Here is a 25,583-nt window from a genome sequence, read left to right as displayed (position 1 = left end):
GTCGACTCCGTACAGTCTCCGACCCGTTTTCCTGGTAGCACTGAACAGAACCTTGGCGGCATGCAGCCGTTCCGACTGCTCAGGGGGCTCCGGCCTTGTAGGGGTCGCACAAACCCGTCAGCTGAGAGTCACCTCACATTCATGCGTGGCGCATGCCATCCCCGGAGTGACGCGGAGGCGGAGCCGGCGGCCCGTGGCGAGGATGTCGACCGTGTCGTCGGCCCGCACGACCTCGCGTACGGGGTGGTGCCAGGTGATCTCCAGCGGCTCGCCGGTGCGGGGCGGCTCGCTCACGCAGAGGGTAGCGGTACGACCCCTGCGGCGGACCAGCACGCTCGCCCCCGCGGAGACGGTGAGCGGGCCCGCGGTGCCCGCCTGCCAGAAGTTCGCGGCCGTCAGTCCGAGGGAATGGACCTGCACGGCCTGGCTCACACCGTCGTTGGCCAGGACCGACAGCCAGTGGTGGTCGGCGGCGCGGGCCTGGACCTTCCCGCGGGTCGCGCCCGGCATGAGGAGGTAGAGGTAGCGGGCGTCTACGGGGTCCGTGCCGTGGTCGAGCCAGAGGGTCTGCCAGCGGCGAGTGGCCCGCTCGGTCGTGCTCGTGGTGTTGATGTCGGACCAGGCCCCGGTCCGGTCCTCGCGCAGGCTCTTCAGCCCGCCCTCCTGGACCACCCAGCCGCCGTGCCCCTCCAGATGCGCCCAGCCCGGCCGCTGCACCAGCCGCGCGCTCCCGCCCTCCCCCAGGTTCCGGTTGTCCACCACCGTCTCGACCGGCACCCCGTCCGAGCAGCTGATCCCGGTCCCGAGGCAGATCACCGCGTCCGCGACGCAGAACCACGACTTGCGCGCCTCCAGTGTCGAGCCGAGCCCCTTGAGGTGCTGGCCGACGGCCGCGTACGCGCCGTCCGTCGTGCCGCCGACCCAGCGCACGTCGGGTCCGGGGGCGCCCCACTCGCCGCCGGCGCGGTCGGGCAGACGCTTGGTGGAGACGGTGGTGCCGGGCAGCCGGTACCAGTCGACCGTCGGCCAGAACCAGTCCGTGTACTGGTCGCTCGCGCCAGCCGCCCACCAGGAGAGCATCCCGGCACCCGTGTGCCAGCCGCGCGGGTTCTCGCCGTTGCCGCACTCGTAGTACGCGATCCGGTCGCTGGCCATCGCGAGGCTCACCGTGAAGCCGGGACGGCGGTGCACGGCACGGTCCATGGCCGGGAAGAGGCGGTGGCCTAGGGGTTCGGCGACGGGCGCGAGCGGCCGGGCGGCGACCGCGTGCAGTCGCGCGAGATCGGCCACGTCGAACTGAGGCGCCGTCAGAATCGGTGTGACCGTGTCCCGTTGGACCCAGCCCTTGATCATGCCGTGCCACCGGTCGCGCTCGGCCGGGCTCGCCGCGTCGGCCAGCAGCGCGATCGCGGCGATGACGCCCTGTCCGTGGAAGTGGTCGCTGCGCATGACGTGCAGTTCGTCGTTCTTCAGGTAACCCCGGCTGATGGCACGGCCGTTGACGCCGTCCATGATCAACCCGTCGTGGATCAGGGGCGCGTAGGCGTGCTCGACGCTGTCGAGGACGACTTGGCGATGGGGGTCCGTGACCTCCCACTCCGACCCGGCGAGCAGCGCGAAGAGGCGGCCCAGGCCGTCGAGCATGACCTGTCCGTACGTTCCCGAGTACGGCACCCGGGTGTGCTGCACGAACGAGCCGTCGGCGTACAGCCCGTCCCCCTTGGTGACGTACGGGAAGACCGGCGAGAGGGCGTCGCGGGCGAGGGCGATCCTGTCCGGCGCGCGGCCCAGGATGCCGCGCAGGGCGACCGAGCGGCACAGGTCGACGCGGTTGGCGCCGGTCGAGGTGCCGGAGTAGTCCGTGAGCAGGGCGTCGGGGATGAAGTGGTCGACTGCCGCGCAGGCGGCGGCGATTCGGGCGTCCGTGAGGTGGTCGTACAGGGCCGCGACGATGTCCAGGAGGAGCCTGGGGCTGCCGATCTGCCACTCCCACCAGTTGCCGTAGCGGGTGGTGCCGGGGTGGTAGACCGTGGCGGAGAGGTGGTCGAGGCCGCGCAGGACGTCCGCGAGGAGGTCCGGGTCGCCGGTCGAGCCGGTGCCCGGCTGGACGTAGGCGCGGGCCATCGTCTCCAGGCGGGCGTAGCTCTGGGTGATGCCGGACGGCGGGTCGAAGGGGCGGCCCGGCCAGAGGGAGACCGGGGTCGGGGCCATGGTCGCGCGGAAGGCGCGGGCCCGTTCGCCGGTGCCGGTGAGACGGGCGGCGTACGGTTCGGCACCCGGGTCGTATCCGGTGCCGAGGGCGATGTCGAGCCAGCGCAGGCGGAGCACGTCATAGGGGTCGGAATCGGTCCGGTGCACGGTCATGCAGCACTCCTCTGGAAGTCCGGAATCCGCCAACGGAGTGTAATTCCATGAATACACGTGGATGATGTTGAAACCCGAACGGAATAGGTCTACGGTCTTCCGTGTTGGCATCGTTGAACATTCAACATCACCGCCTATCGTCCCCACAGGAGCACATCATGGGCATCTTCGGCCGCAAGGACAGCACCGAGACCGAGACCGCCGCGCCCTCCGCGGTCAACCCCGAGCTTGCCGCGCTGACCGGCGAGTACACGATCGACCCGGCGCACTCGACGCTCGGTTTCACGGCCCGCCACGCCATGGTCACCAACGTCAAGGGCAAATTCCTCGACTTCAACGGCACGCTGCACCTGGACGGCTCGGACCCGGCCAAGTCGACGGCCTCGATCGACGCCAAGATGGACAGCATCGACACCGGTTCCGCGGACCGTGACGGTCACCTGAAGAGCGCCGACTTCTTCAAGATCGAAGAATTCCCGACGATGACCTTCCGTTCGACCTCGGCCGAGTCCCTGGGCGGCGACGACTACCGCATCACGGGTGACCTGGAGATCCTCGGCACCACCAAGCCGCTCACCATCGACCTCGAGTTCAACGGTGCCGCGAAGGACCCGTTCGGCAACGAGCGCGTCGGTTTCGAGGGCAAGGCCGAGATCCTGCGCTCCGAGTGGGGCCTCACGTGGAACGCGGCGCTGGAGACCGGCGGCGTGCTCGTCTCCGACAAGATCAAGCTCAACTTCGACATCTCCGCGATCAAGAACGCGTGACCCCACAGGGGATTCGGGCGGCGGAGTCGTAGTGCCGATCACTACGACTCCGCCGCCTTCGCTGTTCACGCGTCCCGGAATCGGAACAGCACGCACGCGAGGGCGAGCAGCGCCGCCGCGTACGCCGCCAACACGCCCAGGCCCGGCCAAGGGGCTATCGGCAGGTCCGCCAGGTGGCGGGTCGACTGGATGGAGAGGGCCGCCGGCATGGGGGCCCAACGCTCCAGGCGGTGTTGCCACGTCGGGGACGGGATGATCGTGACCAGGAGCGGGACGACGTAGAGGATGCCCAGGCCCAGGGTGATCGCCGCTGACGTGTCGCGGAGCATGGTCGCCAGGGCCAGGCCCAGCAGCGCGACCAGGGCCAGGCAGAGGACCGAACCCACGGTGGGGCGCAGGGCGGGGGCGTAGTCCGGGAGGAGTGCGTCGGCCAGCAGCGTCGACGCCAGGATGCCCAGCGCTCCCCCGGCCGCCGTCAGCAGCGCCAGCACCGTCGCCTTGGACGCGAGGACCCGCCGGCGCGTCGGCATCGCCGCGAGGGTCGTGCGGATCGTGCCCGTGCCGTACTCCGCGCCCATCGTCAGGACGCCCAGGATCAGACAGGCCGCCTGGCCCAGCCAGACTCCGGTGAGGCTGAGCTTGACCGTGTCCTCGTCGCAGGGGCCGCCCGGGCAGACGTCGGCGGCGACCGGGGTGATCGCGGCGGCGCCGATCGCGAGAGTGAGGGCGACGAGGGCCGCGAGCAGCCACCAAGTGCTGGGCAGGGTACGGAGTTTCGTCCACTCGGCGTGGAGCGGGCGCAGCGCCTTCACGCGTCCCTCCTGCGTACGGTCCAGGCCGCCAGGAGCAGGGCCGCCACGGTGTACGCGGCCAGGACGGCGAAGCCGTTGCCGGGGGACAGTGGGTAACAGCCGCCCTCTGGGAGGCAGTTGTGCGCGGTGAAGTCGTACTTCTTGACGCCCTGCTGGACCGCGAAGGCCGCCGCCGGGGTCACCCGCAGCAGCCAGCGGGCGGCCGGGAGCGGGAAGGCGAAGGACAGGATCTGCGGGAGGATCACGAGCATGACGACGGTGGCGATCGCGCCCGCACTGTTGCGGAGCACGACCCCGACGGCCAGGGCCAGTACGGCCACCAGGGAGAGCAGGGCGGCGCTGCCCACTACCGCGCGCAGGGCCGGGTTCTCCAGCAGGGGGTAGTCGGGGAAGGCCGGGGGGCCGAAGCCGTTGCCGCGCAGGGTGCTCTGGGCGAGCGAGTAGCCGATGGCGACGGCCGCGAGGCCCACCACGAAGGTCACCGCGCCGATCACGGTCGTCTTCGCCGCCAGCACCTTCAACCGGGCCGGCGTCGCCGTGAACGTCGTACGGATCATGCCCCGTTTGTATTCGCCGGTCACGAAGAGCGCGCCGAGGGCGATCATGAACAGGATGCCGACGAAGACACCCTGGAAGCTCATCTGGACGATGTCCGGGCCGCCCTGGTCGGGGCCGATGTCTCCCTGGCCGGTGAGCGTGTAGGTGCCGTCCGTGACGGTGGTGGAGGAGTCCGGTCGGGCGTTGCGGGGGGCGGGGCCGGGGGCGGGCGCGTCGGGGGTGGGGGCGCCGACGTCCGTGCTGGTCCAAGCGGTGGTGGTCGAAGTGCCGTTCAGGGTCAGGTGGTCATAGGTGGCGGTGGCGTGCGCGCCGCCGGTCGACTGGCTCGAACCGCCGAAGGAGCGGCGCACGTCCTGGTGGCCCGGAGTGGCCAGGACGAGGCCCACCTGCACGGTCTTCGGGAGGCCGGACAGGCTGACGTCCTTGATCTTCGTCCACTTGGCGCCGTCGGCGGACTCGTAGCCGGTGAGGCGGTCGCCGGTCCGCGTCAGGCGCAGCCAACGCGGCACCTCCGTCACCTCGGAGTCCGAACCGGCCGTGTCGTGCGTGAAGTTCCACTGCATGCGCACGCCGTGGCCGGGGGTGGCCAGGACGGCCGCGTACGAAGAGCCTTGTTCCAGGCTCGACTTGACGATGATCCCGGCCTTCGCCCAGGGCTCCACGCTTCTGCCGTCGGCGGTCTTCAGGCCGGTGACCCGGGCCGTGACGCTGCCGTCACCGGTGAGCGGGCGGTGCGTGAAGCGGAAGGCGTCTGTGACCGATGTGCCGTCGGGGCCCTGGATGATGTCCGGTCCCCCGCTGGTCACGGAGCCGCTCGCGCTCAGTTGGGTGATCAGTACGGTCACCACGGCGGCGACCGCCAGGACGAACGGCCAGGCGCGGACCGTACGGAACTTGGTCCACTCGGCGTGCAGGAGGCGGGGGAAGCCGGCGCGGGTGGGGTGGAGGTGGGAGCGGTAGGGGGTGGGCGTGGTCTCGGGCTCCGATGTTGTCCTCGTCGTCATCGGGTCACCTCGTCGGAGGTCCCCACGGCAGCGGACTCGGTCGTGAACTCGGCCTTGTCCCGGGTGAGTTCCATGTACGCCTCCTCCAAGGTCGCCCGGTGGGCGCCGATCTCGGCGAAGGGGACGCGGGCCGCGGTCAGGAGTTCCACCACGCGGGGTGCGGGCAGGCCGGTGACGATGAGGGTGTCGCGGTCGGTGACGGCGACCCGGCCGCCCTCACGGGCGAGGAGTTCCATCGCCTCCGTACGGGCCTCGGTTCGCAGTCGGACGCGGTCGCCGGAGGCGGCGTGCAGGAGTTCGGAGACCGAGGTGTCGGCGATCAGGCGGCCCCGGCCGATGACCACCAAGTGGTCGGCGGTGTCCTCCAGTTCGCTCATCAGGTGGCTGGAGACGAGGATGGCGCGGCCCTCGGCGGCCAGTCGGCGCAGCAGACGGCGGATCCACTGGATGCCCTCGGGGTCGAGGCCGTTGACCGGCTCGTCCAGGAGCAGGATCGGCGGGTCGCCGAGCAGGGCCGCCGCTATGCCGAGACGCTGGCGCATGCCGAGGGAGTAGCCGCCGGCCCGGCGGCGGGCGGCGGACTCCAGGCCGACCTGGGCGAGGACGTCGTCCACGCGACGGGTGGGCAGCCCGTGGGAGTGGGCCAGCCAGCGGAGGTGGTCACGGCCGCGGCGGGCGGGATGCAGGGCGGCCGCGTCCAGGAGGGCGCCGACCTCCAACAAGGGGGTGCGCAGGGCGTGGTAGGGGCGCCCTGCGATGAGGGCCTGGCCCTCGTCGGGGGCGTCCAGGCCGAGGAGGGCCCGCAAAGTGGTCGACTTCCCCGCGCCGTTGGGGCCGACGAAGCCCGTGACCGTGCCGGGCTCGACGGTGAAGGAGAGGCCGTCGACCGCGAGGGTCCGGCCGAACCGTTTGCGCAGACCGCGGACTTCGATGGTTGCGTCGCTCATGGTGAGGGAGGCTAGGGGCGGCGGTGCGGGGGCGTCGTCACGCCGTGGAGGTCCCTCGCGTAGGGGATGCGCGGAGGAGGTGGCTCGGGACAATGGCGGACGTGGGTGAGAAGGCTTCGACCGCGGCAAGGGCACGCGGTGGCATCAGGACACGGATCGCCGGTGCGCAGCGGGCGTTGCCCGGCGTGGTGCCCACCGGGCTGCCCGCTGTCCTGCCCGCCGTGCTGACGGTGCTCGCCGTGGGCGAGGGCCTGATCCGCAGCGGTGATCCGCAGAGCAGCCTCGCCGTCGTGCTGCTGCTCGCGCTCGCCACGACCGGGCCGCTCTCGTTCGTCCTGGGGACCGGGCGGGGCAGCCGGGTCGCGGCCGCGCTCGCCGTGAGCGCCGCGTGTGTGCTCGCACTCGTGCCGTTCCAGGCGCTCACCGTGGGCGCCGCCGTGGCCCAGTTGGTCTGCGTGTACGTACTGGCGCGGACGGGGTGGCCGCTGCCGGCCGGACTGCTCGTGGTGCCGTACGTCGTCGTCGCGCTGTTCAGCCATGAGGACGCCACCCGGATCGTCGCCGTCCTGCTCGCCACGCTCGGGTCCGCCGCGGCGGCGACCGGTATCACGCATCACGTGCGCAGCACCGTGCTCGCGCACAGCGCGACCGAGCGGGCGTTCGCGGACACGCTCCTCGAACATGCGGCCCGGGGTGAACGGGCGCGTATCGCACGGGAGTTGCACGATGTCGTCGCCCATCACATCTCGATGATCGCCGTCCAGGCGGAGACCGGCCGGCTCACCACCCGCGGTCTGCCGCCGGAGGGTGCCGACCGTTTCCTGGCCATCGGGGACACCGCGCGCACCGCCCTGACGGAGATGCGGCGGCTGTTGGGGGTGTTGCGGGAGGACGCGGACACCGGCGTCCAGCGGGCCCCGCAGCCCGGGCTCGGCCAACTCCTCGATCTGATCGACGCGTCACGGGACGCGGCCGGCGCGGCGACCCGGCTGATCGTCAGCGGGCCGGTCGGCGCGCTCGACCCGGGCGTCGAGGTCACCGCGTACCGGATCGTCCAGGAGGCACTCACCAATGCCCGCCGGCATGCGCCGGGCGCCGCCGTGGACGTGGAACTGCGGTACGGGGAGGCGGAGTTGGCCCTGCGTGTGCGTGACAACGGGCCGGGGCCCGCACCCTCCTCCCCCGGTCACGGCCTGCTCGGCATGCGCGAGCGCGCGGCGACCGTCGGGGGAACCCTGCGCACCGGGCCGGCTCCCGGCGGCGGGTTCCTGGTCGAGGCGCGGTTGCCGGTGCGGGCGGAGGCGCTCGCGTGAGCATCCGGATCGTCGTCGCCGACGACCACGAGATCGTCCGGGTCGGGTATGCCGGACTCCTCGCCACCCAGGCCGACTTCACGGTCGTCGGGACCGCCCCCGACGGCGCCGAGGCGGTGCGGGTGTGCCGGGAGCAGCTGCCCGACGTGGTCCTCATGGACGTACGCATGCCGGTCATGGACGGGATCCGGGCGACCGCGCGGCTTCAAGGCCCGGACGCGCCACGCGTGTTGGTGCTGACCACCTTCGACCTGGACGAGCACGTGTACGACGCGCTGACCGCGGGGGCGAGCGGGTTCCTGCTCAAGGACGTGACGGCGGAGCGGCTCTTCGACGCGGTGCGGGTCGTGGCCGCCGGCGAGGCCCTGCTCGCGCCCGCGATCACCCGGCGGCTGATCGCCGAGTTCACGCGTCAGCGTCCCCGAACCGGCCCCGCGCACACGGCACTTGACGCCCTCACTCCGCGCGAGACCGACGTGCTGCGGCTGTTGGCCCAGGGTCTGTCCAACTTGGAGCTCGCCCTCCGCCTGCACGTCGGCGAGGAGACCGTGAAGACCCACGTCAGCCGCATCCTGTCCAAGCTCGGGCTGCGGGACCGTACGCAGGCGGTGGTGATGGCGTACGAGACGGGCCTTGTGGTGCCCGGGGTGGGATGAGGCCGGTCAGACCGTGCCGCCGCAGGCGTGCCGTACGGCACGGTCGATGAGGTCGAACTGGACCGCGGTGGGCACGACTTGGACCCGACCCTCGCCGCGCGCGTTGCGCAGGGTCACGAACAGCAGGGGCGTGCCGCGCGCCGGGTGGCGTACATGGCAGGTGCAGACGACGGCACGGGCGTACAGCACCCGCGTGTGACCGGGGCCGAGCACGGCGCCCGCTCCCGGGGTGACGTGCAGGACGAGATTGCCGTACCCCTCCGCCGTCCGCCCGAACGCGACCCGGGTGCTCGCCGACGCGCTCAGGGTGATGCCGAAGTCGGGGCTGTAGCCGACGGGGACCTCGACGTCCGTGATGCTGATGCTGGTGGCCGCGACCGGGTCGGGGGGTGGGGGCGGCGGGCGGTGGGTGGCGACGTAGGCCAGGAGACCGCCGAGCAGGATCGTGCAGGTCGCGGCGGTGAGCGTCAGGCGGGTGCGGCGCGGCAGGCCGTGCCAGTGGTCGCTGATCATCGGCCGGTCCGCGCCGAGGATCTCGACGACGTCGTCGTCCCCCGGTGGGGTCACCATGGCGTGAGCCCAGGGCGCCCGGCGGGCCGAACGGCATCGGCCGAACGGCTCGCTCCGCACCGGCACCTGGCCGTACGTCGACCCGTACCCGCGCCGGTCAGAACCCGCCGCCGAAGTCCCCTCCCCCGCCGAAGTCGCCGCCCCCGCCGTCCCCGAAGCCGCCGCTGAAGTCGCCGGAGTCGAAGTCGGCGCCGGAGACGTCGCCGCCGTCGTAGCCGCCGGAGGTGAAGTCGCCGTAGCCGGAGCCGTAATCGGCGGCGTAGGACGGGGTGGCCATCATGCTGCCGAGCAGGGTGCCGACGAGGAGGCCGGGGAGCAGGCCGCCGCCGAAGTAGCCGCCCGCCCAGGGGCCGTAGGCCGGGCCCGCGTCCCAGTAGGGGCGGCGGCCGTAGTCGGTGTCGACCTCGCGGATCGCCGGGTCGTGGCCGTCGGCGAGGCGGGCCCGGTCGGCAGCGCAGACGGGTACCTCGCGCGGGGCGCCGCCGGCCGGCGTCCAGACGGCGTCGGCGACGGACGGGCCGTGGCGCGGGTCGAAGAAGCAGGGCGGCCGGCGCTCGGGCAGCGCGCGGCCCTCTCGGCGGGCGGCGAGCTGGGCGAGCGAGAAGCGGCCGTCCTCCAGAGCCTCGGTGACCGGCCGTACGTCCTCCGGTTTCGTGGCCGCCGCCATGGCCGACTTCGCCTGCTCGTAGGCGTCGAGGGCGCGTTCGTAGTCCCCGCGCATGGCGTCGTCGGCACCTGCCTCCGCGGGATGGAAGTCGAGGCGGTCCAGTTCCTCGCCGAAGGCCGTGATGTCCTCGTCGACGACGATCCGCAGCCGCTCCAGGGCGGCGCGCTGCTCTTCCGCCTTGCGGCGGCGGTTGCGGCGGACCAGGGCGTAAGCACCTCCGCCGCCGAGCACCACGACCGCGCCGACGCCGATCAGCGCGCCGGTCGACACCCCGCCGCCGTCGGAGGAGGAACCCCAGCTCGCCGGGGCCGAGCCGCCCATGTTGGCGAGGGCGCGGTCGGTGAAGTCGGTCAGCTGGGTCCTGGCGTCGGTGTCGCCCTTGACGCTGGTGACCAGGTTCGTCACCGCCGTGCGCGGCAGGACGGCGGAGTCGGCCTTGGCGTCGAAGCGGTCGCCGAGGCGGATCGCGTACAGGCCGGTGACGCCGGTGTCGGTGCGCAGGTTCTGGAAGAGGTCCTGGGTCGGGTAGCCGGCCGGGAGGACCGCGACGAACAGCGGCTTGTCGGCGTCCTCGATCTGCTTCGCGAGGGCGTCGGCGTCGGCCGTGGACAGCTGCGCGGACGCGGCCGGGTCGACGTAGACGGGGCTCTTGCGCAGGGCCTCGGCGATCGTGCCGACGCCGGTCGCGGTGGTGGTGGCGGAGGCGGGCGCGGAGGCCGTCGACAGGACGGTCAGGGCGGCGAGCAGCAGGGCCAGGAGCAGCCCCGGGAGGCTTCGGGTCCGTGCGACGACCTTCATACGTCGACGCTACCCGAAGCCCCCCGCAGCCCGCCGTTCATGCAGGTGACAGTCCTGCGGTCAGGCCGCCCGGTAGGCGGTGAGCAGCTTCTCCACCGCCTCTCCGTACTTCCCGGTGAGCGAGAGGTGGTCGGCGTCCGCGAAGGGCTTCGCCGTCGCGGCCGTGACGTTCTGGCCGATCTTCTGCTGGACGATCAGCCGCGCCTTGTCGACGAGCGCGCGGCCCGCCTCGTCGGCGCCGTGCCGGTCGGCGAGCGCGGCGGCCACCGCGAGCGCCTTCAGCGTCGTCGTGCCACCGCCCGGGACCTTGGTCTTCGTGGTCAGGCCCCAGCCGTACGGGTACTGCGGGTCGTACGCCGTGTCGCCGACGTTGATCGGCAGCTGGGCCTCCGACTTGGGCCAGGTGACCGGGAGTTGGCCGGTGAAGGCCCGCTTGCCGTAGAGGACGTCGGCCACGCCGTCGCCCTCGGTGCCCGGCAGCCAGGACGCCACCAGGGCGTCGATGTCGCCGAGTTGATTGCCGATCAGCTGCGGGCGCCCGGAGACGATCAGCACCGCGCACTTCATCGCCGCGCACACCTTGTCGACCGCTGCCTGGTCGGCCGGGGTGAGGGCGAGGTCGTTGCCGTTGCCGACGTCTCCGATGCCCTCGGCGTACGGGGTCTCGCCGACGACGACCACACCGACGTCGTAGCCGCTGGTCGCGGCCGAGGCGTCCTTGGAGTAGGTGACGTTCCCGCCGGCGTTCTTCATGCCCTGGAGGATCGTCGTGCCGGTGGTGTTGGTGCCGGAGGAGCCCTGCCAGGTGATGGTCCAGCCACCGGTCTGGTTGCCGAGGTCATCGGCGTTCGAACCGGCCACGTAGACCTTCTGGTTCTTCTTCAGCGGCAGGACGTCACCCGCGTTCTTCAGCAGGACCTGCGATTCGGCCGCCGCCTGCCGGGCCACGGCCCGGTGCGAGGCCGAGCCGATCTTCGAGGCGTTGCCGGTGTCGGCGTAGGGGTGCTCGAAGAGGCCGAGCTTGAACTTCTGGGTGAGGATGCGGGATACGGCGTCGTCGATCCGCTTCTCGGTGACGGCGCCGGCCTTCACCTGGGCGATCAGGGTCGTGGTGAAGTCCTTGTAGCTGTACGGGACCATCATCATGTCGACGCCCGCGTTGACCGAGGTGGAGACGTGGGCCGCGTAGTCGCCCGGGAGTTGGTCGATGGCGTTCCAGTCGCTGATGACGAACCCGTCGAAGCCCATCCGGCCCTTGAGCACGCCGTTGATCATGTCGGCGCGGGCGTGCATCTTCACCGGGCCCTGGCCGTCGCCGAGGATGTCGAGCGAGGAGTAGGACGGCATGACCGTGCCCACGCCCCGGTCCACGGCGGTCTGGTACGGCGACAGGTGGACGGCTTCCAGCTGCTGCCGGGTGACCTTGGTGACGCCCTGGTCGATGGTGTAGGAGCCGGTGGTGGAGGAGCCGTACTCGGTGCCGCCGTCGCCGACGAAGTGCTTGGCGGTGGCGAGGACCTTGTCGTCGTCCTTCAAGTCCTTGCCGTCGGCGGCTCCTTGGAGGCCCTGGATGACCGTCTCCATGGACTTGACCAGTGCCGGGTCCTCACCGAAGGACTCGTAGGAGCGGCCCCAGCGTTCGTCGCGGGTGACGCAGAGGCAGGGGGCGAAGTCCCACGGGACGCCGGTGGCGCGGACCTCGGAGGCGGTCACCGAGCCGGTCTTCTGGGCGAGTTGGGGATCGCGGGTGGCGCCGATGCCGATGTTGTGCGGCATGACCGTGGCGCCGGCCAGGTTGTTGTGGCCGTGCACCGCGTCGACACCGTAGATCAGCGGGATCTGGAACCGGGTTGCCTGGGTGCGGAGTTGGAAGCCGTCGATCATCTTGGCCCAGGCCGCCGCGGTGTTGGGCGTGGGCGTCGAGCCGCCGCCGGAGAGCAGCGAGCCGAGGTCGTAGGAGGCGATGTCCGAGGGCGTGCCCATGGCGCCGCGCTCGGCCTGGGTCATCTGACCGGCCTTCTCCTCGAGGGACATGCGGGAGACGAGGTCGGCGACGCGCTTCTTGATGGGCAGCTTGCTGTCCAGGTACGGCAGTCCGTGCGCGTCGACCACGACCTCGGGCTGCTCGGTCGGGGCCTTGGCGCCGGTGACCGTGAGCTTGAGCGGGATGGTCTCGGCGTTCTCGGCGGACTTGTCCTTGAGGGTGGGGACCTTGACGGTCCGCGTCGTGCCGGAGACGGTGCCGGCCGGGAAGGTGAGGGTGCCGGTGACCGGGGTGTAGTCCTTGCCGGGTTCGGCGGTGCCGGTCGCGGCGGTCTCGTAGGTGACGGTCACCGGGTCGTCGATCGGGGCCGAGCCGGTGGTGGCGACGGTGACCTTGACGGTCGCCGTGCGGCCCTCCTTGACCGGGTAGACGGCGGCGTCCGTGGTGACGTTGGCGCGCAGGGCCTGGTCGGCCTTGCCGTACAACTCGACGTCGTCCATGGCGAACTGCCCCGGAGCGCCGACGGGGAGGGTGAGGGCGTAACCCCACATCTGGGTCAGGCCCAGGACGTGGTCGATGCCGCCGACGGGCTGGTAGTCGGTTCGGTATACGAAATCGGTGAAGGGGATCTCGATCTGTCTCCAGCCGCTGAAGTCGTCCGTGAAGGACGTGGTCCACAGCTCGGAGGCCTCGCCGTGGGCGCCGCCGTCCTTGAGCTCGAAGGCGATCTTCTTGGCATTGTTCTGGCCGTCCCACCAGAACCGGATGCCCTTGTGGGCGGACCAGTCGTGGGCGGGTTCGGCGGCGGCGAAGTCGTGGGTGAAGCCGCCGTAGCCGCTGATGTCGTAGGTCCCGGAGAGGACCTTGGCGCCCTCGGGGGCGTCGGCGCGGTCGGCGAACTGGAGTTGCGGCGGGTCGTCGTTGTCACTACCCCAGGTGAAGATGCCGTCGGCGGGCTGGCTCGCGAACGGCACCTCCCCCTCGAAGCGGTCCACGGGCACCGGAGCGGGGTCGGCGGCGGCCTGGGAGACGGTTGGTGACAGCAGAGCGGTGAGCAAGGCGGCGGAGACGAGCAGAGCGGTTCTTGGCATAGACCATTCCTCGACTCTCTGGTTCACTCATGACTTAGATCACGCCGTGAGTTAACTAACGGCCCACACACCCGTCAAGACGTCACGTCAGACATTTCGGGAAGGGCGACCAGCATGAGGAGAACCCCCCGCGCGATCCGGCTGCTGTTGGCCGGTCTGCTCTCCACGGCCGGCATCACCGCGGCCACCGTCCCCGCACAAGCCGCAGGCGAACAGGTCACCGCCTATCTCACCACCACCGACGACGCCGGCGGCCGCCATGTCACGCGCGGCCTCCAGGCGCAGACGCCGTTCGCCTTCCAGTCCGGTTCGGGCGGCAGCGGCGAGAACATCACCGTCGACGAGAACACCCGGTACCAGACCTTCACCGGCGGCGGCGCGTCCTTCACCGACACCGCGGCCTGGCTGATGAACAGCAGCGGGGCGTTGTCCGCGTCGACCCGGAACGCGACCATGACCAAGCTGTTCTCGCCGACGGACGGCATCGGTCTCTCGTTCCTGCGCAACCCGATGGGCGCGTCCGACCTGGCGCGGTACGGCTACTCGTACGACGACGTGCCGGCCGGACAGACCGACCCGAACCTCAACTCCTTCTCGATCGCGCACGACCTCGCCGACGTCGTGCCGCTGACCAAGCAGGCGGTGAGTCTCAACCCCTCTTTGACTGTCATGGCCTCGCCATGGACGGCGCCGGCCTGGATGAAGGACAGCGGGTCGCTCAACGGCGGCTGGCTGAAGGCCGAGAACTACGGGGCGTACGCCAACTACTTCGTGAAGTACCTCCAGGCGTACAAGGCCCAGGGCGTCAACGTCTCGTACGTGACCGCGCAGAACGAGCCGACCTGTTGTTCGGGCTACCCGTCGATGAGCTGGAACGGGAGCGGGCTCGCCTACTTCACCAAGAGCGAGCTGCTGCCGAAGCTCCAGGCGGCCGGGCTGACGACCAAGGTCCTCGCGCACGACTGGAACTGGGACGTCTACGACTCCTACGCGGCGCCGACCGTCGACGACGCGGCGGTCCGTTCGCACCCGAACTTCGGCGGGATCGCCTGGCACGGGTACGGCGGTGACATCAACAAGCAGACCACCGTGCACAACCAGTACCCGACGCTGGACGCCTTCGGGACCGAGCACTCCGGTGGCACCTGGATCGCCAACCAGCAGCGCGAGGACATGAACAACATCATCGACTACACCCGCAACTGGGCGAAGTCGGTGACCAAGTGGTCGCTCGCCGTGGACCAGAACATGGGCCCGCACAACGGCGGCTGCGGCACCTGCACCGGCCTGATCACCGTACACAACGGGGACGGCGCGAGCGGGACCGTCGACTACACCGTCGAGTACTACACGATGGGCCACCTGACGAAGTTCGTCCGGCCGGGCGCTCAGCGGATCGCTTCGACGGCGTCCACCAACGTGCCGAACGTGGCCTGGCGCAACCCCGACGGGTCCAAGGCGCTGATCGCCTACAACGACGGGTCCGCCGCCAAGACGGTGACCATCAACTGGGGCGGCCAGCACGCCACTTACTCCCTGCCGGGCAAGACGTCGGCGACGTTCACCTGGACGGGCACGCAGTCCGGGGGCGGCAGCCGGACCGGCGCCTTCGTCGGCCTGGCGAGCAAGTGCCTGGACGTGGCGGGCGGTTCGACCACCAACGGCACCGCCGTGCAGCTCTACGACTGCAACGGCTCGACGGCCCAGCAGTGGACCGTGGGGACCGACGGCTCGGTGCGCTCGCTCGGCAAGTGCCTGGACGTGACCTCCGCGTCGACGGCGGACGGGGCCAAGGTGCAGTTGTACGACTGCAACGGGACCGGTGCGCAACAGTGGTCGTACAACGCGACGACCGGTGATGTGGTGAATGCCGCGGCGAACAAGTGCCTTGACGTGACCGGGAATTCCTCGGCCAACGGGGCTCGGGCACAGATCTGGACCTGCACGGGAGCCGCCAACCAGAAGTGGCACCTGCAGTAGGGCGGGATCATGTCCCGCCCTCACGGGGGGGCGGGACATGAGACGTTCAGGGGTGGCCGTCGCGGGTGCGGTGGCCGGGTGTCTGTTGCTCAGCGGGTGCGGGGCGATCGACCTTCCGCTGGCCGCGGTGGGCGTGGACGCGACAGGGGCGCCACAGGCTGTCCTGCGGCCGTGCGGTGACGACCTGATCCAGGGGCTCTCGCTCGTCGGGGCCCCGGCCGACACGGAGTCCGAACGGAACTACTCGGGCTGGCGGGTGCCCGGGAAGCGGCACGGCACCGACGCCGGGTTCCCGCTCTTCGCACCGCCGTCCGCGTGGCAGGCCCGTGCTGTGGGTGAACAGCGGCTGGTGCCGGACTACACGTACGAACTCGCCTTCGGCAAGGCGGAGTACACCTACGAGTACACCGGTCGCGTCATCTTCCGCGCAGCGGATCTCGCCGCCCTCAAGCCCGGCCAGGTCTGGGCCGACGACAAGGCCATGAGCCTCGGCGAGTTCGAGAGACTCGCCGAGGACTCCTGCTGAGGCGGCCCGATCCGCCTGTACCGGACCGGAGTTACGCGGGCGGCTCCACGCCCGCGCGCAGCAGGCCGAAGGTGTAGGCGTCCTCAAGGGCCTGCCAGGACGCGGCGATCACGTTCTCCGCGACGCCCACCGTCGACCACTCGCCCGAGCCGTCGGTGGTGGAGATCAGGACCCGGGTGGTGGAGGACGTGCCATGGACGCCCTCCAGGATGCGGACCTTGTAGTCGACCAGGTCGAGCTTGGCGAGCTGCGGGTAGAGCTTTTCGAGGGCCACGCGCAGGGCGCGGTCCAGGGCGTTGACCGGGCCGTTGCCCTCGGCGGTGGCGACGATGCGCTCGCCCTTGGCGTAGAGCTTGACGGTGGCCTCGTTGGCGTGGGAGCCGTCGGGGCGGTCCTCGACGATGGCCCGCCAGGACTCGACCTCGAAGTACTTCAGGGGACGGCCCTCGACCTCGCCGCGCAGGAGGAGTTCGAAGGAGGCGTCGGCGGCCTCGTAGGTGTAGCCCTGGAGTTCGCGCTCCTTCACGCGCTCCACGACCCGGCCGACCAGCGCGCGGTCGCCGCCGAGGTCCACGCCCAGTTCCTTGCCCTTGAGCTCGATGGAGGCGCGGCCCGCCATGTCGGAGACCAGCATCCGCATGGTGTTGCCGACCTGCTCGGGGTCGATGTGCTGGTACAGGTCCGGGTCGACCTTGATCGCGGAGGCGTGCAGTCCCGCCTTGTGCGCGAAGGCCGAGACGCCGACGTAGGGCTGGTGGGTGGAGGGGGTGAGGTTGACGACCTCGGCGATCGCGTGCGAGATGCGGGTCATCTCGCGGAGCTTGCCGTCGGGCAGGACCTTCTTGCCGTACTTCAGCTCCAGGGCCGCCACCACCGGGAACAGGTTGGCGTTGCCGACCCGCTCGCCGTAGCCGTTCGCCGTGCACTGGACGTGGGTGGCGCCCGCGTCGACGGCGGCGAGGGTGTTGGCGACCGCGCAGCCGGTGTCGTCCTGGGTGTGGATGCCGAGCCGGGCGCCGGTGTCGGCGAGGACGGTGGCGACCACGGCCTGGATCTGGGCCGGGAGCATCCCGCCGTTGGTGTCGCACAGGATCACGACGGAGGCGCCGGCCTCCGCTGCGGTCCGTACGACCGCCTTCGCGTACTCCGGGTTGGCACGGTAGCCGTCGAAGAAGTGCTCGCAGTCGACGAAGACGCGGCGGCCCTGGTCCTTGAGGAAGGACACCGTGTCGCGGACCATCTCCAGGTTCTCGTCCAGCGTGGTGCGCAGCGCGAGCTCGACGTGCCGGTCGTGGGACTTGGCGACCAGCGTGATCACTTCGGCGCCGGAGTCCAGGAGTGCCTTGACCTGCGGGTCCTCGCTCGCCTTGCCGCCGGCCCGGCGGGTCGCGCCGAAGGCGACCAGCTCGGCGTGCTGGAAGTCGATCTCCTGCCGGGCACGGGCGAAGAACTCGGTGTCCCGCGGGTTGGCGCCCGGCCAGCCGCCCTCGATGAAGCCGACGCCGAAGTCGTCCAGGTGACGGGCGATAGCCAGCTTGTCCGCGACGGTGAGGTTGATGCCCTCGCGCTGGGCGCCGTCGCGCAGGGTGGTGTCGAAGACGTGGAACGAGTCGTCGAGCTCGCTGGTTTCCGTCATGGTGTCAAGGCTCCTGTGTTGGATCTCGGTCTGTACCGGAATGACCGGCTCCACCGTCCTCCAATGATCCCTCGCGCTCCGCTCCCGGCTTGAGGTGGGCCAGAAAAGCGAAAAACCCCTCGCGGGTGCGAGAGGTCTGCGCGCGGGTCGAGAACGACGGTGTCCGCCCGTACCTGGTCGTACGTGGCGGTCACTGCGGACCGGCGCGCCTGCTGCCAATAATCATGGCGAACGAGAGCACGGAGGCAGTCTGGCACAGCCTCCGCGCTCCGCTCATGGGTGTCTCAGGATGCGAGCATGCCGCCGGTCACCGCAGGCGGCGCAGGAAGCCGTCTCCCGTGTCGTTGGTGTCGCCGGGGACGAGGTCGGGCGCGGTCGAGTAGAAGGCGAGCAGTCGGCCGTCGCGGCTGAACGCGCTGGGTGATGCGTACCCCTCGGCCACCGGTCCCCCCGTGAGCGTGCGGGTGACGAGTTCCGTCCGGCCGGTCCGCAGGTCGCGCACATGGACGTTCTCGATGACCGGCTCGTCACCGAGGGGGGTCGTGGTGTGGTAGGCCAGCCTGCGGCCGTCGGGGCTGAGGACGCCGCCGCCCAGCTCGCCCTTGCCCTCGTGGGTCACCCACCGGGTCTTCCCCGTGCGGCTGTCGAACAGGTAGAGCTCCCAGGTGTACCTCGGGGCCTCGGGGACCGTGGTCTCGTCGAAGGAGGAGTACGACAGGAGGCTGCCGTCCGCGGAGAGCGACGCGCCCAGTGGTTCGCCGTTGGTGGGGTCGCCCTCGGGTGTGGCGTTCACCAGTTTCTGCTCACCGCTGCGCAGGTCGACGAGCCACAACTCGTGGCGCCCGCCGCGAGGATGGCGCTGTACGTAGGTGAGGTGGTTGCCGTCGGCGCTGAGCTGGATGCTGAAGACGTACCAGTCCGCCGGGATGTGGTCGCTGACCTTCTTGACGGCGCCGGTGCGGCGGTCGAGGACGTAGCCGAGGATCTGGTCGTTCGCGGCCCCTTCCATCCGCTTCGAGGAGGCGGTGAAGGCGAGGTACCGGCCGTCGGCGGACATGTCGAAGCCGTCGAAGACCCGGGCCGTGCCGCCGTCGGGAGCGACGCTGACCCGTTCCGTGCGGCCGGTACGACGGTCGTGGACGTAGAGGTCACTGGCGTAGGGGTCGGGGTCCGACCACTCGTCGAGGTTCTTCGCGGAGGAGATGAAGGCGACGTACCGGCCGTCGGCGCTGATCTCCGCCCGGTAGCTGCTGCCGCCGTCCGCCTGTGTCCCGTCCGAGGCCACGTTGACCCGCTCGACGGTTCCCCGGCGCAGGTCCCGGACGAACACGTCGGTCGCGCCGTTGGTGTCGCCGGGCACCACCTCGGGATCGTCCGAGACGAACGCGGCGTAGCGCCCGTCGGCGCTGAGGGCCGCGCCGCCCCCGCCCTTCCCGATCTGCTCCCCCGTCTCCGACAGGGTGATCCGCTCGGTGCGGGGCGGCGGCGCGGCGGACGCGGTGGCCGAGGACAGCGTGATCAGGCCGGCCGCGAGCCCGGCGGCGAGTGCGGTGCGTCGCGTTCTCGTGCGCATGGTTGTTCCCCCGTAGCGGTTGTCGCTTGTCATGAGTGGTCGTTGCCTGTCACTGCACTGTCCTCAGGAACACGTCCGACACCCCGTTGGTGTCCCCCTCCACCAGATCGGGTGACGCCGACTCGAACGCGACGACCGTGCCGTCGTAGTCGACGGACGGGTGCCGGGCCGGGAGGTCGTTGCGGCCGCCCCAGCGGTCCACGCTGATCAACTGGGCCTTGCCCGTGGGCAGTTCGCGCAGATATACGGCCCCGCCCCGGACGTACGCGAGATGCGTGCCGTCCCCGGCGAGCGAGGGCTGCGTGCCGCGGACCTTGGTCGTGGTCCCGGCGTCGAGGTCACGGACGTGGATGTCCCGGCCGTGCTGGAAGGCGACCTTGCGGCCGTCCGCGCTGTTCGAGGGCGCCGACGCACCGGAGCCGGCCTTCTCCAGGGCGCCGGTGTCCAGGTCACGGACGTAGATCGCACCGCCCTGGTCGAAGGCGATGTACCGGCCGTCGTAGCTGATGGACGGATTGGTCGCCGCCTCGCCCGTGGGCGCGCTGACGACGTCGACGTCACCGCCGTTGAACTTGAAGCGGTAGACGCGGGGTTGGGGGTGCGGGTCGGCCTCGGTGGCGGGCAGCGTGGCGGCCCAGGTGACCCACTGGCAGGTGGGGTCGACCTGGGAGTGTCCCATCCAGGTGAAGCGGACACCCTCGTGGGTCGCGATGCCGGTGAGTTTGCCGACCGAGCGGTTGCGGACGAAGACCTCGGGGCCGCCGTCGGTCGCGTGCGGTGCCAGGTAGCTCACCATGCGCCCACTCGTGCAGGGCGTGCTGTCGGACGAGGGCTTCTGCGTACTGGAGTTGACCCCGGAGACCCCGCCCGGCGCGTTGACAAGAACGTCGTCGCCCGACGTGAAGGAGACGACACGGCCGTCCGCCATCACCGGGTCGTGGGACGCCACGGCGAGCTGCTGTCCGTCCCGTGTGGTGCTGATCCGTTCGGTGACGGACGGCATCGGGGCGGGGTTCCTCGCGAGTTCGCCCGAGAAGACGAACACGTCCGACTCGTCGTTGGTGTCGCCCGCCACCAGGTGGGACGCGGTCGAACTGAACGCCACCACCGCGCGCCCCGTGGCGGCCACGAGGTCGCCGGCCGCGACGGCGGTCCTCGGGAGGGCGGCCCCGCGCAGCCCCGTCCGCAGGTCACGCACCCGTATGCCGTCCTCGCCCGCGACGACGGCGTAACGGCCGTCCGCCGTGGCCGACCATGGATTCCCGTCGGCCACCCGCCGGTCCTTGCCGGTGCGCAGATCGTGGACGTACACACCGCCCTCGGCGTCGAGCAGGACGCGGTTGCCGTCCGCGGTGATGCGGACCAGGAAGGCGGTGCCAAGGTTCTTGTCGACCTGGATCCGCTCGCCCGTCGCCCGGTCCTTGACGAACACGTCGTTCGGATCCGTCTCGGAGTCGACGCGGACGCCGTACGCGACCCGCTCGCCGTCGCCGCTCACCGAGGCCCCGCCCTTGCCGCCCTCCTCGGCGGGTGAGATCAGCTCGTCCGTCCCGGTGGCGGTGTCGCGGACGTACAACAGCCGGGAACTCTCGGAGCCGTTGCGGTTGCCGATGGTGTACGCGACATGCGTGCCGTCCGGGCTGATCGACTCGACGCGGCCCAACTCGTTGGAGCCGGGCGGGTCCTGGGGCCACAGCTTCTCCGCGCTGCCGGTGGCGCGGTCGTACAGGTAGGGCGCCAGGAACCGGGTGCCCGCGGAGAAGGCGACGCGGCTCCCGTCGGCGCTCAGCATCGGCGAGCCGTACGTGGTGCCGCTGCCGAGGTCGATCCTGGTGACCTCGCCGGTGTCCAGGTCCTTCTCCAGCAGGCACTCGGCGAAGCGCGCGCAGCCGAAGCTCGGCGCCTCGGACACGAACGCGACATGGCGGCCGTCGGCGCTGAACGCGGGGTCGTTCGAGGCTCCGTCGGCCTGGCCGCCGTCGGCGCCCGTGCTCGCTCTCTCCGTGCTGGGCGGGTGCGGCGCTCGCGGTGCGGCGGTCGCTGCGGTCGGCGAGACGAGTGCGACCAGCAGCGTCACCCCCAAGCAGACGCCGGACACCCCTGCGGCTCTGGACATGGTTCCCCCTGAGATCCCCGTGGACGCTTCTCCCCCGGCCCTGCGCCGAGGGCTCTCTTCGAGGCAAACGCACCGCCCGCTACAGGGTCAATCGGTCGTATTGCGTACAACCAGGGCACAGCCTCAGACGTCCGCGAGGAGGCCTTCGTCGAGGAACTCCCGTACATGGCCGAGAACTTGCGCCCGGTCCGTGCCGCGCAGTCCGATCGCCACATGGATGGAGAAGCCGTCGAGCAGGGCGCGCAGACGGGCGGCGAAACGGTCGGGGTCGACGCGGCGGAACTCGCCCCGCGAGACGCCTTCGGCGAGCAGCGCCACCAGGTCGCGGTGCCAGGCTCCCTCGATGGCGGCCTGCCGGTCGCGGGCCGCCTCGTCGGCGTTCTGCGAGCGGTTCCAGACCTCCAGCCACAGGGTCCAGTGCGGGTCGCGGTGGCCGTCGGGGACGTACAGGTCGACGTACGCGTCGAGGCGTTCGCGGGCCGGGCCGGCGCCGACCAGCAGCCGGCCGCGCTCGGTGCCGAGGCGGCCCTCGCTCCACTCCAGGGTGCGCAGCAGGAGTTCGTCCTTGGAGCCGAAGTAGTAGAGGAGATGGCCGCTGCTCATGCCGACCTCGCGGCCGAGCGCGGCCATGGTGAGCTGCTCCAGACCGCTTTCGGCGATCATGCCCATGGCTGCGGCGAGGACCTCCTCGCGCGGCGGCGCGATCTTCCGCGCACCGGCCATCGCCCATCTCCCTCTCGCTGGGTCCTCAGACCCTCGGCTGCTGTTGCGTGATGCAGTGGATGCCTCCCCCACCCGAGAAGATCGTACGGGCGTCGACCAGGGTCACCGTCCGCTCGGGGAACAGGCGCCGGAAGATTCCGGCCGCCGTCTCGTCGCGCGGGTCGTCGAAGGCGCACAGCACCACGCCGTCGTTGCAGAGGTAGTGGTTGATGTAGGAGTAGTCGGCCCAGTGGCCGTCGGCCTCCAGGACGGTCGGGGCCGGGACCTCGACGACCTCCAGGCGCCGGCCGCGGGCGTCGGTCTGCGCGTTCAGCAGGCCGATGATCTCCTTGCTCACCTCGTGGTCGGGGTGGGCCGGGTCCGGCTGGGAGTGCGCGACCACGACACCGGGGCGCGCGAAGGCGGCCACGATGTCGACATGGCCGAGCGTCCCGAAGCCGTACGGGGGATAGTCGCCGGTGAGGCCGCGCGGGAGCCAGATCGCCCTGGTCGTGCCGAGCTTCGCGTGGATCTCCGCCTCGACCTGCTCGCGCGTCCAGCCGGCGTTGCGGCCGGCGCCGAGCTGGACCGTCTCTGTGAGCAGGACCGTGCCCTCGCCGTCGACGTGGATCGCGCCGCCCTCGTTGACCAGGCTGCTGCTCAGCGCCGGCACCCCGGCCAGGTCCGCGACCTCGCGGGCGATCTCAGAGTCGTGCTCCCAGCGGGCCCAGTCCTGGGCGCCCCAGCCGTTGAACGTCCAGTCCACGGCGGCCAGTTCACGTCCGTCGGTGACGAAGGTGGGGCCGATGTCCCGCATCCACGCGTCGTCCAGCTGGCGTTCGACCAGCTCGACGTCCGGGCCGAGGAGCTCGCGCGCCGACTCGCCCTGCCCCGGCCCGTGCACCATCGTCACCGGCTCGAAGCGGCGCACGGCACGGGCCACGGACGCCCAGGCGGCGCGTGCGTCCGCCAGCTCCTCGTCGTTCGAGAACGTCGGGTTGGGCCCGGGCCAGGCCATCCAGGTGCGCTCGTGCGGGGCCCACTCGGGCGGCATACGGAAGCTCATCAGAAGTCCCAAGTCCTAGTGATCCGGAGGAAGTAGAAAGCGGTGTGTTCTAGAGGAAGTACAGGCGGTTGAGGGAGACCGACTCGGCCGGTTCCGAGCGGATCGGCTCGCCGTCGAGGGTGACCAGACCGGTGCGCTGATCCACATCGACCGCTCCGGTACGGGAGTTGAGGCGCAAGTCGGCCGGCCCGATGCCGCGCGTCCCGCGAACGGCCACGCGGCGGCGCCTCGTCGGCATCGAGTCGTTGCCCTGGTCGAGGGCGGCCTGGGCGACGAAGGCCACGGAGATGTCGGCGGGCGTGCTGCCGTGCGCGCCGAACTGCGGGCCCAGGACGAGGGGTTCGCAGGTGTCGGTGGCCGCGTTGGGGTCGCCGACCACGCCGTACGCCGGAAAGCCGGACTTCAGGACGAGCTGCGGTTTCGCGCCGAAGTACTCGGGCCGCCACAGCACGATGTCCGCCAGCTTGCCGACCTCGATCGACCCGACCTCGTGCGAAAGGCCGTGCGCGATGGCGGGGTTGATGGTCAGCTTGGCGATGTAGCGCAGCACGCGGTCGTTGTCGTGGTCCGCCTCCGGGAAACCGCCGAGCGCGCCGAACTCGGCCTTCATCTTCCCGGCCATCGCGAAGGTACGGCGGACGGTCTCGCCGGCCCGGCCCATGCCCTGCGCGTCCGACGAGGTGATGCCGATCGCGCCCAGGTCGTGCAGCACGTCCTCGGCGCCCATCGTCCCGGCGCGGATGCGGTCGCGGGCCATGGCGGCGTCGCCGGGCAGGTCGGTCTTCAGGTCGTGGACGGAGACGATCATGCCGTAGTGCTCGGCGACGGCGTCCCGGCCGAAGGGCAGGGTGGGGTTGGTGGAGGAGCCGATGACGTTCGGAACGCCCGCCATCTTCAACACGTTCGGCACGTGTCCGCCGCCGCAGCCCTCGATGTGGAAGGCGTGGATCGTCCGGCCCTCCAGCACGCGCAGGGTGTCCTCGACGGACAGGCACTCGTTCAACCCGTCGCTGTGCAGGGCGACTTGGACGTCGTGCTCCTCGGCGACCCGCAGCGCGGTGTCCAGCGCGCGGGTGTGGGCGCCCATGTCCTCGTGCACCTTGAAGCCGGAAGCGCCGCCCTCGGCCAGCGCCTCGATCAGCGGGGCCGCGTCGGACGACGAACCCCGGCCCAGGAACCCGATGTTGACCGGCCAGGCGTCAAAGGCGTTGAACGCGTGCCGCAGCGCCCAGGGCGAGTTGACGCCGACGCCCCACACCGGGCCGAACTCCTGCCCGATGATCGTCGTCACGCCGGACGCCAGCGAGGCCTCCATGATGCGCGGCGAGAGCAGGTGGACGTGGGTGTCGACGGCACCGGCGGTGGCGATCAGCCCCTCGCCGGACACGATCGAGGTACCCGTACCGACCACGACATCGACCCCGTCGAGGGTGTCGGGATTGCCGGCCCGCCCGAGGGAACAGATCCGCCCTTCGCGGATCCCGATGGACACTTTCCGGATGCCCTGCACGGCGTCGATCACGACGACGTTGCTGATCACGACATCGCAGGTGTCGCGCACGGCGGCGGCCTTGAGGTGCAGCCCGTCGCGCGCGGTCTTGCCGAAACCGGCCAGGAACTCGTCGCCGTGGCGCTGCGAGTCGGACTCGACGCGGATGGTCAGCCCCGAGTCGCCGAGGCGGACGCGGTCGCCGGCGCGGGGGCCGTGGGTGGCGGCGTACTCGTACGGATTCACTGCTCGACTCCCAGGTAGCCGCAGGCGATCGCCCGGCGCAGGGCCTCTTCCCTCGCGCCCGGCGCGTCCAGCGGTCCGTCGACGAGACCGGCGAAACCGATCGCGATCCGCTCGCCGCCGATCGGCAGCAGGCCGACCTCGACGCTCTCGCCGGGGCCGAAGCGGACGGACGATCCGGCCGGTACCGCGAGCCGCATGCCGTAGGCGGCGGCGCGGGGGAAGTCGAGGCGCGGGTTGGCCTCGAAGAAGTGGAAGTGGGAGGTGACGGAGACCGGCACGGTCGCGGTGTTGGTGACCGTGACCCGGGCGACGACCTCGGGCTCGGCGTGCTCGGGCCCCGGAAGCAGGGCGCCCGGAGCGTCCTCGGCCGCTCCCCCGCCGATCGGGTCCGAGACCACCGCGAGGCGCGAACCGTCGTCGAAGACGGCCTCGACATGCACCTCGGTGACGATGTCGGCGACACCCGGCAGGACGTCGTCCGGTCCCAGGACCGACCGGGCGCGCTCGATGGCCTCGGCCAGCCGCCGCCCGTCCCGGGCCGCCTCGCACACCGTGTCCGCGATGAGCGCGGTGGCCTCCGGCACGTTGAGCCTGAGGCCGCGCGCCTTGCGGGCGCGGGCCAGTTCGGCGGCCGAGAACAGCAGCAGCCGGTCACGTTCCGTGGGAGTCAGTCTCACGGGGCGGCACCTCCTAGCCATTTAGAGCAACACTCTAAACG

At 71.1% G+C, this 25,583-nt stretch carries 19 protein-coding genes; 5 read left to right on the top strand and 14 right to left on the bottom strand.

All coding sequences use genetic code 11. The annotated features are described in order from the left end of the window. Positions 1-117: 117 nt before the first annotated feature. Positions 118-2,364 (bottom strand): polysaccharide lyase 8 family protein, encoded by a 2,247-nt coding sequence (locus ACIP6U_RS26835; RefSeq protein WP_401722672.1) that lies wholly within the window; start codon positions 2,362-2,364, stop codon positions 118-120. A gap of 158 nt (positions 2,365-2,522) precedes the next feature. Between ACIP6U_RS26835 and ACIP6U_RS26830 the strand changes: the two genes are divergently transcribed. Further along, entirely contained in the window at positions 2,523-3,131 is a 609-nt protein-coding gene (locus ACIP6U_RS26830; protein ID WP_401722670.1) for a YceI family protein, read from the top strand. Positions 3,132-3,196: 65 nt separating this feature from the next. On the opposite strand, the gene ACIP6U_RS26825 is transcribed toward ACIP6U_RS26830, so the two are convergent. The 3 genes from ACIP6U_RS26825 to ACIP6U_RS26815 are packed head-to-tail and all read right to left on the bottom strand — an operon-like array spanning position 3,197 to position 6,452. Then, positions 3,197-3,943 carry an ABC transporter permease gene (locus ACIP6U_RS26825; protein WP_401722667.1) on the bottom strand — a complete coding sequence of 249 codons (747 nt, stop codon included), beginning with the start codon at positions 3,941-3,943 and terminating at the stop codon, positions 3,197-3,199. Further along, a complete protein-coding gene (locus ACIP6U_RS26820; RefSeq protein WP_401722664.1) occupies positions 3,940-5,505 on the bottom strand; it encodes an ABC transporter permease subunit in 1,566 nt (521 codons plus the stop codon). The genes ACIP6U_RS26825 and ACIP6U_RS26820 overlap by 4 nt, the downstream gene beginning before the upstream one ends. Further along, entirely contained in the window at positions 5,502-6,452 is a 951-nt protein-coding gene (locus tag ACIP6U_RS26815; RefSeq protein ID WP_401722662.1) for an ABC transporter ATP-binding protein, read from the bottom strand. Before ACIP6U_RS26815 ends, ACIP6U_RS26820 begins: the two co-directional genes overlap by 4 nt. A gap of 101 nt (positions 6,453-6,553) precedes the next feature. Here ACIP6U_RS26815 and ACIP6U_RS26810 point away from each other — a divergent pair, with 101 nt between their 5' ends. Beyond that, the gene (locus tag ACIP6U_RS26810) at positions 6,554-7,765 is read left to right on the top strand and encodes a sensor histidine kinase (protein ID WP_401722659.1); all 1,212 of its coding nucleotides are present in this window, start codon (positions 6,554-6,556) and stop codon (positions 7,763-7,765) included. Further along, positions 7,762-8,421 (top strand): response regulator, encoded by a 660-nt coding sequence (locus ACIP6U_RS26805; protein WP_401722656.1) that lies wholly within the window; start codon positions 7,762-7,764, stop codon positions 8,419-8,421. Before ACIP6U_RS26810 ends, ACIP6U_RS26805 begins: the two co-directional genes overlap by 4 nt. 6 nt (positions 8,422-8,427) lie before the next feature. Here the strand turns inward: ACIP6U_RS26805 and ACIP6U_RS26800 are convergent, their stop codons facing one another. The 3 genes from ACIP6U_RS26800 to ACIP6U_RS26790 all read right to left on the bottom strand — a co-directional run bounded on the left by ACIP6U_RS26800 (position 8,428) and on the right by ACIP6U_RS26790 (position 13,531). Beyond that, a complete protein-coding gene (locus ACIP6U_RS26800; RefSeq protein ID WP_401722653.1) occupies positions 8,428-8,991 on the bottom strand; it encodes a hypothetical protein in 564 nt (187 codons plus the stop codon). A gap of 97 nt (positions 8,992-9,088) precedes the next feature. Next, positions 9,089-10,456, bottom strand: coding sequence for a hypothetical protein (locus ACIP6U_RS26795; RefSeq protein WP_401722651.1), 1,368 nt, complete (start codon positions 10,454-10,456; stop codon positions 9,089-9,091). 60 nt (positions 10,457-10,516) lie between these two features. Further along, the gene (locus ACIP6U_RS26790; RefSeq protein ID WP_401722648.1) at positions 10,517-13,531 is read right to left on the bottom strand and encodes a glycoside hydrolase family 3 protein; all 3,015 of its coding nucleotides are present in this window, start codon (positions 13,529-13,531) and stop codon (positions 10,517-10,519) included. A gap of 114 nt (positions 13,532-13,645) precedes the next feature. On the opposite strand from ACIP6U_RS26790, the gene ACIP6U_RS26785 reads away from it, so the two are divergent. Together ACIP6U_RS26785 and ACIP6U_RS26780 are read left to right on the top strand one after the other, a co-directional pair. Beyond that, positions 13,646-15,511 carry a ricin-type beta-trefoil lectin domain protein gene (locus ACIP6U_RS26785; protein ID WP_401722645.1) on the top strand — a complete coding sequence of 622 codons (1,866 nt, stop codon included), beginning with the start codon at positions 13,646-13,648 and terminating at the stop codon, positions 15,509-15,511. Positions 15,512-15,548: 37 nt separating this feature from the next. Then, positions 15,549-16,037 (top strand): hypothetical protein, encoded by a 489-nt coding sequence (locus ACIP6U_RS26780; RefSeq protein WP_401722643.1) that lies wholly within the window; start codon positions 15,549-15,551, stop codon positions 16,035-16,037. A gap of 31 nt (positions 16,038-16,068) precedes the next feature. On the opposite strand, the gene cimA is transcribed toward ACIP6U_RS26780, so the two are convergent. The 7 genes from cimA to ureA all read right to left on the bottom strand — a co-directional run bounded on the left by cimA (position 16,069) and on the right by ureA (position 25,542). Beyond that, positions 16,069-17,673, bottom strand: a complete 1,605-nt coding sequence (cimA, locus tag ACIP6U_RS26775; RefSeq protein WP_401722641.1) for a citramalate synthase — start codon at positions 17,671-17,673, stop codon at positions 16,069-16,071. A gap of 307 nt (positions 17,674-17,980) precedes the next feature. Continuing rightward, entirely contained in the window at positions 17,981-19,246 is a 1,266-nt protein-coding gene (locus ACIP6U_RS26770) for a TolB family protein (protein ID WP_401722638.1), read from the bottom strand. A gap of 49 nt (positions 19,247-19,295) precedes the next feature. Then, entirely contained in the window at positions 19,296-21,362 is a 2,067-nt protein-coding gene (locus tag ACIP6U_RS26765) for a hypothetical protein (RefSeq protein ID WP_401722637.1), read from the bottom strand. Between the two features lie 123 nt (positions 21,363-21,485). Beyond that, positions 21,486-22,085: a TetR/AcrR family transcriptional regulator gene (locus ACIP6U_RS26760; protein WP_401722634.1), complete on the bottom strand. Its 600-nt coding sequence runs from the start codon at positions 22,083-22,085 to the stop codon at positions 21,486-21,488. Positions 22,086-22,110: 25 nt separating this feature from the next. Then, positions 22,111-23,130, bottom strand: a complete 1,020-nt coding sequence (locus ACIP6U_RS26755) for an agmatine/peptidylarginine deiminase (protein WP_401722631.1) — start codon at positions 23,128-23,130, stop codon at positions 22,111-22,113. A 49-nt stretch (positions 23,131-23,179) separates the two neighbouring features. Next, the gene (locus ACIP6U_RS26750; RefSeq protein WP_401722628.1) at positions 23,180-24,865 is read right to left on the bottom strand and encodes an urease subunit alpha; all 1,686 of its coding nucleotides are present in this window, start codon (positions 24,863-24,865) and stop codon (positions 23,180-23,182) included. Then, positions 24,862-25,542, bottom strand: coding sequence for an urease subunit gamma (gene ureA / locus ACIP6U_RS26745; RefSeq protein ID WP_401722625.1), 681 nt, complete (start codon positions 25,540-25,542; stop codon positions 24,862-24,864). Before ureA ends, ACIP6U_RS26750 begins: the two co-directional genes overlap by 4 nt. Positions 25,543-25,583: the final 41 nt, after the last annotated feature.

This window comes from Streptomyces sp. NPDC088794, assembly GCF_044750545.1.
In the GTDB taxonomy this organism is placed as follows: Bacteria; Actinomycetota; Actinomycetes; order Streptomycetales; family Streptomycetaceae; genus Streptomyces.
Note: the sequence above shows the minus strand (reverse complement) of the source record. Positions and strands in the feature narration are given on the sequence as shown.

What these genes read in the sequence shown, in the direction of transcription:
- ACIP6U_RS26815 (WP_401722662.1), bottom strand. Translation starts at nt 6,452, where the DNA reads ATGAGCGACGCAACCATCGAAGTCCGCGGTCTGCGCAAACGGTTCGGC.
- cimA (WP_401722641.1), bottom strand. Translation starts at nt 17,673, where the DNA reads ATGACGGAAACCAGCGAGCTCGACGACTCGTTCCACGTCTTCGACACC.
- ACIP6U_RS26830 (WP_401722670.1), top strand. Translation starts at nt 2,523, where the DNA reads ATGGGCATCTTCGGCCGCAAGGACAGCACCGAGACCGAGACCGCCGCG.
- ACIP6U_RS26760 (WP_401722634.1), bottom strand. Translation starts at nt 22,085, where the DNA reads ATGGCCGGTGCGCGGAAGATCGCGCCGCCGCGCGAGGAGGTCCTCGCC.
- ACIP6U_RS26835 (WP_401722672.1), bottom strand. Translation starts at nt 2,364, where the DNA reads ATGACCGTGCACCGGACCGATTCCGACCCCTATGACGTGCTCCGCCTG.
- ACIP6U_RS26780 (WP_401722643.1), top strand. Translation starts at nt 15,549, where the DNA reads ATGAGACGTTCAGGGGTGGCCGTCGCGGGTGCGGTGGCCGGGTGTCTG.
- ACIP6U_RS26770 (WP_401722638.1), bottom strand. Translation starts at nt 19,246, where the DNA reads ATGCGCACGAGAACGCGACGCACCGCACTCGCCGCCGGGCTCGCGGCC.
- ACIP6U_RS26755 (WP_401722631.1), bottom strand. Translation starts at nt 23,130, where the DNA reads ATGAGCTTCCGTATGCCGCCCGAGTGGGCCCCGCACGAGCGCACCTGG.
- ACIP6U_RS26790 (WP_401722648.1), bottom strand. Translation starts at nt 13,531, where the DNA reads ATGCCAAGAACCGCTCTGCTCGTCTCCGCCGCCTTGCTCACCGCTCTG.
- ACIP6U_RS26795 (WP_401722651.1), bottom strand. Translation starts at nt 10,456, where the DNA reads ATGAAGGTCGTCGCACGGACCCGAAGCCTCCCGGGGCTGCTCCTGGCC.
- ACIP6U_RS26785 (WP_401722645.1), top strand. Translation starts at nt 13,646, where the DNA reads ATGAGGAGAACCCCCCGCGCGATCCGGCTGCTGTTGGCCGGTCTGCTC.
- ACIP6U_RS26800 (WP_401722653.1), bottom strand. Translation starts at nt 8,991, where the DNA reads ATGGTGACCCCACCGGGGGACGACGACGTCGTCGAGATCCTCGGCGCG.
- ACIP6U_RS26765 (WP_401722637.1), bottom strand. Translation starts at nt 21,362, where the DNA reads ATGTCCAGAGCCGCAGGGGTGTCCGGCGTCTGCTTGGGGGTGACGCTG.
- ACIP6U_RS26820 (WP_401722664.1), bottom strand. Translation starts at nt 5,505, where the DNA reads ATGACGACGAGGACAACATCGGAGCCCGAGACCACGCCCACCCCCTAC.